The sequence below is a fragment of the Parabacteroides sp. ZJ-118 genome, assembly GCF_011038785.1.
Taxonomy (GTDB): domain Bacteria; phylum Bacteroidota; class Bacteroidia; order Bacteroidales; family Tannerellaceae; genus Parabacteroides.
Genome location: NZ_JAAKDT010000065.1, coordinates 1 through 8,129, shown reverse-complemented (window position 1 = coordinate 8,129; position 8,129 = coordinate 1). Strand labels below are relative to the sequence as shown.

Here is an 8,129-nt window from a genome sequence, read left to right as displayed (position 1 = left end):
TATTAATAGTGAGGACTTAGCAACAATTCGTTTTTATTATACGCCCGACAAAAAAGAGCAACTTAAAATATCTCGATTATTAGATTTGCTTGACAAACGCATTGCGACCCAAAACAAAATCATTGAGAAACTGGAATCCTTAATCAAGGGGCTAAATGATTCTTTATACAAGAGGTATAGTGATTGCATAAAGACTTCTTTTGCTGAATTAGGATATTCATACTCTGGATTATCGGGAAAGTCAGCAGAGGATTTCGGAAAAGGCAAACCGTTCATAACATATTTGAATGTCTATTCCTACAATGTCGTGAATGAGAACGGTAAGCATTCGACTAACTACAGGTGCTAAACCTTTATATACAATAACAGCAACTGTCACTATGAACCTGACAGTTGCAGTCGCTATTGTTTTGTTGAACCTATATGGTTTCAGCCAACATTAGTTGGCAGATTCCACGTTTTGTTTTGTCAATATACTTTCAGGATGTTCCAACGTCCATTTGTGTGGAAGTAGATGCACGAGTTCTTCACGGTTCGCCTTTTTATGATAGGGCATCCGAGCGATGATATCATTCAGATAATCCCTCGGGTTGACCTCGTGTGCCTTGCAAGTAGCCAGCAGAGAACAGATGATTGACATGTTGACCGCTGCTTCGTGGTTGCCACAGAAGAGATAATTCTTCCTTCCCAGAGTGATTGGACGTATGACATTTTCAGCCAAATTGTTATCCCAAAGCAAACGTCCGTCCTCCAGACACCTCATCATGTTGTCCCATCGGGTATAGGCATACGTGATGGCTTTACCGGCCTGTGATCCGGGACTGTACTTGATGCCTTCCGTTTCCATCCATGCCTTCATGGCTTCCAGGATGGGACGGGCCAGTTCCTGACGCTTCGCCTTGCGTTCATCGTACGACAAACCTGCTTCGTCACAGCAGCGCTCTATCTTGTAGACATGCTGTATCTGGGTCAGCCCATGTTCTGCGATCTCCCTGTTTTCATCAAGGGCCTGCTCAAAATGACGGCGGATATGCACCAGGCAATTGAGCAAGCGCACGTCCGGATTGGTCTTGAAGGCTGTCTCATAACCTGCAAAACCGTCGCATTGAAGGTATCCCTTGAAGTTATATTGATTTGCCAGAGATTCGATGACCGCTCCAGCTCTCGATCCCTTCTCGTAATGGAAGATGACCAGTTTCTTCATGACTGACCTTACCATCCAGAGATATTCCTTATCGGCCTTGTGCTTTTCCTTGTTGATGACCGGAACGGTAGTTTCGTCCGCCTGTACATAGTCACAGGAGAAGACCTCTTGCCTGAGTACCTCATACAGGGGCTTGAGCAGTTCTACCGTTTTCTTGAACCATCCGTCCAGCGTGCCTTCCGTAAGACCTTTCATCCCAAGATGCCGGTATTGCTGTATCTGCCGGTAGAACGGAACGTGATATTCATATTTCTGAAGCAATATCTCGGCTAGCAGGCTGGTGTCAGCGATGCACCTGTCGACAGGCATCAGCGGCATGGGAGCAATCTCCACACCTTTCTGGCCATCAGGTGGAAGTAGCGTGTTATCCTTAAGCGCATATTTGGGACGGACTATCTCCTTGACATAAAGCATTCCCGGCTTGTGCTTGACGACTCTGGTTACCTCTTCGCCTATTCTGCGGTACAAGGACAGGTCCACACCGTCCGGCTCTATCACCTCGGTTTCGAGCACGGGCAGGTCTTCCACCATTTGGCGGTTCTGACGCTTCTGCTTCTTTGCCTCGGCAGATTCCTTTTCGATCTTCTTCACAGCTTCGTCTCGCTTCTCTTCAGCTTGGCGCTGAAGTCCGGCAAACTCATCGGCAAAGAGATCAGGCATGTCGGAAGCATAGACAGGGAGCTTCTCAGCTTTACGGCCAAAGAGTTGGCGGTTCAGCCATGCGACCTGAGCCGTCAACTCTTTGATGCGTTCCTGCAGGTTTTTAATCTGCTCCGCTTGATTTTTGTTGGTGGCAGACAATGAAGCAACAGAGGCATTCAGCCCTTCTATCGTCTTGAGCAATATATCCTTTTCATTCATTGTCTGTCTCTTTTTGTTGATGTAAAGATACTAATTATTAGTGGATTACGAAAACATATCAGTACTTTTATTCAATAAAAACAGATTATACATGGTACTCCTTGCGTTCTGCCCTCAGCCGCCGGAGCCTCTGGCCCGGATTCTCCTGAATACCCTCAACTATCATCACAAGATCACGCCATTCCATGGGATAGCTGTTTGATCCAGGGTCATATTCCGGCAGTTTGAAGCGCCCTGCCTCCAGCCGTTTGATGTACATCACCATGCCACCGTCTTCCGCATGAAGCAGCTTCATGAGTTTACGGCTGGACCCGATGAAGATGAACACATCGCCGTTCTTCACTTCGCTCTTCATCTTCTCATGTACCAGTCCGCACAGCGAACTGATACCCTTGCGCATATCCGTCCTGCCGGGACACAGGAAGTAGCGCATCGTGTCGTTCAGACTAAACATGGCCGCCTTGGAGACTTTGCGTCAACAGTTCCATCAACAGCTTCTCAGATCCGCTACCGAAGTGGGCACGAAGTCCATTGGGGAAGAGTAAAGCTACACCCTGCGGCACTTCTTCTCCCAAGGTCAATTCCATGGCTGGTTGTTTGAAACGGATTGGAGCTAACTCTTGTTTAAGACTATCTTTGTCGACAGAACATTTTTTGCGCCAGTAGTGGTATGTTGAATAACTGATACCTATCTGCTGCAGGTACGACTTCAATGGAAGCTCACTTTGTTGCACCTGCAGTTCTAATTCTTCAAATTCTGATTTGTTCATTACAATTGAGGTTTGGTTGTTATTGCGTAAGCAAAACTACAACCAAACCCTAGGGGGTACAATGTGTATTTGTTCGAATGCTTACGGTGTTCATATCGTAAATGAAGAACAGGCTTATTCACCATACCTATCATACTACGTTTCTTCCATGCCGTTTAGAAAGTTTATATATCCGTTTGCACAAGGAAGCACACGGTTTAATCTTTGCAAAGCAGACTTCGAGAAAGCAAGCATTACTTTGCCATCCTTGTATAATCAAAAGCGCATACACTCAGTATTGAGCAGTGTAACAATGAAGATAAGCACCGAAAAAACAATGCTTGAACAGTATGTTACTCAAAGACAACATCTTCTCCGTCAAATGTTCATATAAACATCTGACGGAGCAAGTATTGCTTCTGCTTTTGGTATGAATGTAATAAATCCTGTTCTAATATTATCTTGTTCTGAATTGATGTCAATACCCAAGCAAGGTGTTTAGTTTCGTCTTCTTTCTTTGGAAGAGGAATGGTATTCTCCAAGAAACGCCCGTTCGTTATGTTTATGGTGTTCTTTGCGCCTTTCTGAATAAGTGGATGTAAATAGTTTAGAGCGTTGTTCGGCTGCATGAAATAGAAGTGTAGAATAATCCCGACAAAGTTATTCACAGGCTTATATACACCATACAAGGGCGAAACTGCTACATCGCATTTTACGTTGCTTCGTTTCACTATACCATAAGGGAAATCTCCTGTTGGGCTTTTTGTGTAAACCATGTCGCCATACTTAACAACATTGTAATGCAGCGTGTCTTTTGCTGCAAAAGAACGTCCAAGATACTCAATCTGATTAACAACTCCTTGTGTCACGGAAACTGAACAAATCTCATATCCTTTTGTGTTTTTTTCGTTTCGTTCTTGCAATACCTTTCTCAATTCTGTTTTCTGCCAAGTATTATGTGCTAAACCTATGGACTTCGTTTGATGAATAATCCCCTTGATTAAGGACTATTAATATGCAAATTTCTTAGCTTATCCTCAAATAGGAGCAATACTTGGCAAGCAGGTTTTTTAATGGAAGGTCGCCTTTTTCAAGTCGCTCTGCATCAAGTGATAAAATTCTTTCGCACACTTGTAACTTGCCTTTATAGAGGGCTTTGATGTATTGATTCCCATTTTGCTGCTCGATGCTGATTTCAGAAAAAAAGGCAGTGATGTCTTCCGGGTCATATATAATGGAATAGCTCGGTCGTTTGGCACCGGGAATATCTTCTCGAAGAATCTCTTTGTCTACAAGATCTTGAATATCCCGTATGGCTGTGTCTTTGGAACATTTAGCCAATGATGCCCAAGTTTTGGAAGTTATCTTTGCTTCATAGCCACCAAGGAACAGGTTCAGCATATCGGTCTGCCGTTGGCTAAGTGGTACAGAAGAAGCCTTTTGCCAAAAGAAACTTTTGTTCAAGGTGGTACTGACGATATTTTCCGCTTCGTCAAGTGCAACAGACAACGTTTTGGCGTACCAGCATATCCATTCTGTGATGTCACCATCGCCGCGTTGAGCTTTCTCCAAAATATCGTAATAGTGGTTTTTATCTTTATTTATTTGCGAGGAGATATTATAAAATCTGAACTCGCTTTTATCAGCACGAGCCAACAACATATCAGAAAGTATGCGTGCCAGGCGTCCGTTCCCATCTTCAAATGGATGAATGCTGACAAACCGGAAATGTGCAATGGCAGACCGTATAACCGAATTTATATTTTCCTGACTGTTGAACCAATCAAGAAAATGCGCCATTTCTTCGTCCACGCGTTCCGGTGAGGGAGCAATATAATGGATTTTCTCGCGACCGAACATCCCGGAAACTATATGTTCCTCGTTTGTACGATACTGTCCAACTTCAATCTGCGAGCCTTCGCTGAAACCTGTCGGAAAGAATGCTGCTTGCCATGCACAAATTTTCTCTTTCGTCAAAAACCGGTCATAATGATTTGCTGCATCAAGCATGACTGCCACAACAGAATCTATGTAGTGAGACGGTGCTGTCTGTTTGACATTTTCTATACCCAATTTTCGAGCAATAGATGAACGTACTTCATCCACATTCAATCGTATTCCTTCTATTTCTGACGAATAAACGACATCATACGTCAGATTCTCCGCCATCGCTTTTAATTTGCTATCAAAGCCAAGCGAGGCAAGCCTGCCATATAACAAACCCTGTTTACGGTTCACTTCTTCAAGAAGTGCCGTCAGTTCAGTCGCATTCCAACGGAATGCAGTCCAATTGTCTCTTTCGTGTATATACATATCTGATGCGTCATTAAACAACGAAAAACGTCGCAATATTTGCGACAAAAATACTCAGTTATTGTCGTATCAACAAGAAAAACCTTATAATATCGCAAAAAATGCGATGATTTTAGGCGTAAAACGTCTGATTAGCTTGACTTGCATCTGTATTTTCGAACCAAATTAGGGATTGCGTATCTGCAATGTCTGCGATTATTGACTCAAGTTTCGGATTTAGATATAGACTGTAAATTCATATATATGTTAAACAATGACTAAACCGGTAAAAATTTCACGTGAAAATTTCACCTATTAAAGCGAATGCAGTATATTTGCACGCAGAAAATCTTATTATGTTCCTATGCATGAATTTTGTAATCAAGGCAATTAACTTATAAATCCATTCAACTATGATACTCCGCATTATCCTGAAGAACTTCCTCTCGTTTGACAATGAGGTGCAGTTTGATATGTTCCCTAACATGAAACGAACATTTTTGTCTAGCCATATTTCTATGGCTGCCGGCAAATTGCCCATCTTGAAGATGGCTGCTATCTATGGTTCTAATGGTGCGGGCAAGTCAAATATTGTTAAGGCTCTTGAATTTATTAGAGCTTTTGCGCTGGATAAGGATTTTATCAAGAACATTGAGTTGCAGAAGTTCTTTTACCTTTTAAAAAAGGATGCGATGAGGGATCCTATATATCTGGCTATTGAGTTTGAGAACCAGAATAAGTTCTACTTTTATGAGATTGAAATTTCGCAGAAAGCTATTGAAAAGGAGGGTTTATATGAAACATTCCCTCTTGATGGCAAGATAGAATGTATCTTTGAGCGTAAGAAACTAAATGTTGAGTTTGCCGATGGCGTAGAAGTTGAGGAGGCTATTGCCGATGCGACAAAGAGACTTTTAGCAAAGAATCCTATGTCCTCGTTGCTGTCTTTGAATGGAGAATTTCCAATAATCACGGATTCCAGATGTAAGTTTGCTGCAAAATGGTTTAAGGCACAACTTGAAATTATTGGTGTTCACTCATTTCTTCCTACTTTAATAGAACTGCTGCGTGACAACAAACTGATGATGGCGTTTGCCCGTAAATTGATCTACGGCTTGGAGGTAGGAATAAACGACATGAATCTCATGGAAAGTGATTTCGATCAATGGGCAAAGAATCATATTGAGATTGCCAGTTCAATTCCGGGCGACATTGATAAGGTAAAGTCCATGTCGTTGAATGCGAACAATATGCCGGTACTAGCCATAAATATGGAAGATGGCGTCAGAAAAGTATATCAACTGATGTTCGACAATATTGGTAAACAAGGCTATGTCGGGCATTTGGATACAAGTTCGCAATCGGATGGAACATTACGTGCATTGACGCTTCTTCCGGCTCTCTATTATGCGACGGTCCAGAGTAAGACTGTAGTGGTTGACGAAATAAACTGCTGTCTTAGTCCAACTATGGTAAAGGGCATTGTAGAATTTTTCTCAAAGACAGAGGATACTAAGGGACAGCTTATATTTACGACTCATGAGGAACAGTTGCTTGACGAACGCGACATACTTCGCTCGGATGAAATCTGGTTTGTGGACAAGAAAGAAGGCGCATCTATTATGTATTCACACAATGATTTCAAGGAGCACCATACTATTTCCCCAATGCGTGGGTATAAAGAAGGACGATATGGCGCTATCCGTTATGTAAATCTGCTACAGAAGAATGGATAGAAAGCTGACATATAAGAAACTGCCAGGAATAAGAGTGCTTGCGGACGAACAAGCGAAGAAAAAATCTTCGCCTCAGGATACTGAAACTGCTCCAGATTCATACATGCAAATACCCTCTGCCTATAAAAAGGAAGATGGTACGTTATCGTACAGTTTGGTTTGTGTAATATCCGGAGGTACGGAACGTGAGCGTACATTCCTTAATGAGTTGGAGAGAAAGCATACATTCAAGACGGTGGATGTTATTTTTGTATCAACGAAGGAGGGTGAAGGCGGATTAACGCCTAAGATGATGCTTTCTGCATTTGAAGGCATTTATCAGAATGGAACAATCCATACATCCGGAAGAAGCGTCAAGTTGGATTCCGTGGATGTAATTTACATGTTTACGGACGTTGATCATTATGAAAATGAGCTAAAAGAGATTCTGGGGAATAGCGAAAAGGGTTCTCCTATTTGGATTATCAGCAATCCGAATTTTGAGATATGGCTTTACTATTGTTACAGGAACAATCCTTATGGTGATTTGAAAGAGGTATTGGAAGAGACGCCATCACAAAGAAGTTCGAAACTTAAGATGGTGAATGGGACATTCAACAATGGAGGAGGATTGGACACCAGAAAGGCTTTTGAGCATTTGAAGGAAGGAATTGCTCATTCGATAGAGCACTATCAAGAAACTAATGGCATACCAAATATTCTCTCTACTCAAATGCATATCTTTGCAAAAGATGTATTGTTGCGTTTAGGCGACGAGTACAAGTCTTTTGTGCAAAAGAAGCAAGAATTCAGGGAGAGAATGAAAAATAACAAAAGAATGTGAACAGAGTTGTCGATCCCAGCTCTGCCACGAATAAGATATCAAGGCCGACTATAAAGCCTTTTTTATGACCAATTTATGGTATCATGCTAAATCCGAAACTTGAGTTATTGATAAACTGTTTGCCCATAGAAAAGGACAGTATGTAAGATTGGGTGACATTGCAACAATTGCAAACGGTAATGGAGATGTTCAAGATGCACAAACAGACTATCACGAATGGTTGTTCCCATTCTTTGACCGTTCAGAAGAACAAAAGTACTTTGATGCTTACTCGTTTGACAAAGAGGCTATCATATATGCAGGAGAAGGACAAAACTTCATGCCGCGATATTATAATGTAAGCGTCCAAGCACAGCCTGAGTAAAACCGACTACATTCGCGGCTGTAACATTAATCTTGATAAATTATGTATTACAGCAACGAAGATTTTGAAAACTTTTACATTCGCTACAAGGCGGAGGGTC

At 42.0% G+C, this 8,129-nt stretch carries 9 protein-coding genes and 1 pseudogene; 5 read left to right on the top strand and 5 right to left on the bottom strand.

Translation table 11 applies throughout. The features are described 5' to 3' along the window. Nucleotides 1-349: pseudogene (locus G7Y39_RS13750) on the top strand (hypothetical protein); the annotation flags it as partial. Between the two features lie 90 nt (nucleotides 350-439). On the opposite strand, the gene G7Y39_RS12770 reads toward G7Y39_RS13750, so the two are convergent. The 3 genes from G7Y39_RS12770 to G7Y39_RS12760 all read right to left on the bottom strand — a co-directional run bounded on the left by G7Y39_RS12770 (nucleotide 440) and on the right by G7Y39_RS12760 (nucleotide 2,835). After that, the gene (locus G7Y39_RS12770) at nucleotides 440-2,065 is read right to left on the bottom strand and encodes an IS66 family transposase (RefSeq protein WP_165157827.1); all 1,626 of its coding nucleotides are present in this window, start codon (nucleotides 2,063-2,065) and stop codon (nucleotides 440-442) included. Nucleotides 2,066-2,150: 85 nt separating this feature from the next. Next, a complete protein-coding gene (gene tnpB / locus G7Y39_RS12765) occupies nucleotides 2,151-2,519 on the bottom strand; it encodes an IS66 family insertion sequence element accessory protein TnpB (RefSeq protein WP_165157826.1) in 369 nt (122 codons plus the stop codon). Beyond that, complete coding sequence (locus tag G7Y39_RS12760) at nucleotides 2,512-2,835, bottom strand: hypothetical protein (protein ID WP_165157825.1); 324 nt, start codon at nucleotides 2,833-2,835, stop codon at nucleotides 2,512-2,514. The genes tnpB and G7Y39_RS12760 overlap by 8 nt, the downstream gene beginning before the upstream one ends. A gap of 61 nt (nucleotides 2,836-2,896) precedes the next feature. Between G7Y39_RS12760 and G7Y39_RS12755 the strand changes: the two genes are divergently transcribed. Further along, nucleotides 2,897-3,208 (top strand): restriction endonuclease subunit S, encoded by a 312-nt coding sequence (locus G7Y39_RS12755; RefSeq protein ID WP_165157828.1) that lies wholly within the window; start codon nucleotides 2,897-2,899, stop codon nucleotides 3,206-3,208. Here the strand turns inward: G7Y39_RS12755 and G7Y39_RS12750 are convergent. Together G7Y39_RS12750 and G7Y39_RS12745 are read right to left on the bottom strand one after the other, a co-directional pair. Beyond that, nucleotides 3,201-3,749 carry a hypothetical protein gene (locus tag G7Y39_RS12750; protein WP_206225173.1) on the bottom strand — a complete coding sequence of 183 codons (549 nt, stop codon included), beginning with the start codon at nucleotides 3,747-3,749 and terminating at the stop codon, nucleotides 3,201-3,203. The two genes, G7Y39_RS12755 and G7Y39_RS12750, sit on opposite strands and share 8 nt — an antisense overlap. A gap of 91 nt (nucleotides 3,750-3,840) precedes the next feature. Beyond that, nucleotides 3,841-5,127, bottom strand: a complete 1,287-nt coding sequence (locus G7Y39_RS12745; protein ID WP_165157824.1) for a Fic family protein — start codon at nucleotides 5,125-5,127, stop codon at nucleotides 3,841-3,843. Between the two features lie 392 nt (nucleotides 5,128-5,519). Between G7Y39_RS12745 and G7Y39_RS12740 the strand changes: the two genes are divergently transcribed. From G7Y39_RS12740 to G7Y39_RS12730, 3 genes are all read left to right on the top strand, one after another. Then, entirely contained in the window at nucleotides 5,520-6,842 is a 1,323-nt protein-coding gene (locus tag G7Y39_RS12740; protein ID WP_165157823.1) for an ATP/GTP-binding protein, read from the top strand. Beyond that, nucleotides 6,835-7,665 (top strand): RloB domain-containing protein, encoded by an 831-nt coding sequence (locus G7Y39_RS12735; RefSeq protein WP_165157822.1) that lies wholly within the window; start codon nucleotides 6,835-6,837, stop codon nucleotides 7,663-7,665. Before G7Y39_RS12740 ends, G7Y39_RS12735 begins: the two co-directional genes overlap by 8 nt. Nucleotides 7,666-7,813: 148 nt before the next feature. After that, nucleotides 7,814-8,029: a hypothetical protein gene (locus tag G7Y39_RS12730; protein ID WP_206225172.1), complete on the top strand. Its 216-nt coding sequence runs from the start codon at nucleotides 7,814-7,816 to the stop codon at nucleotides 8,027-8,029. Nucleotides 8,030-8,129 lie beyond the last annotated feature (100 nt).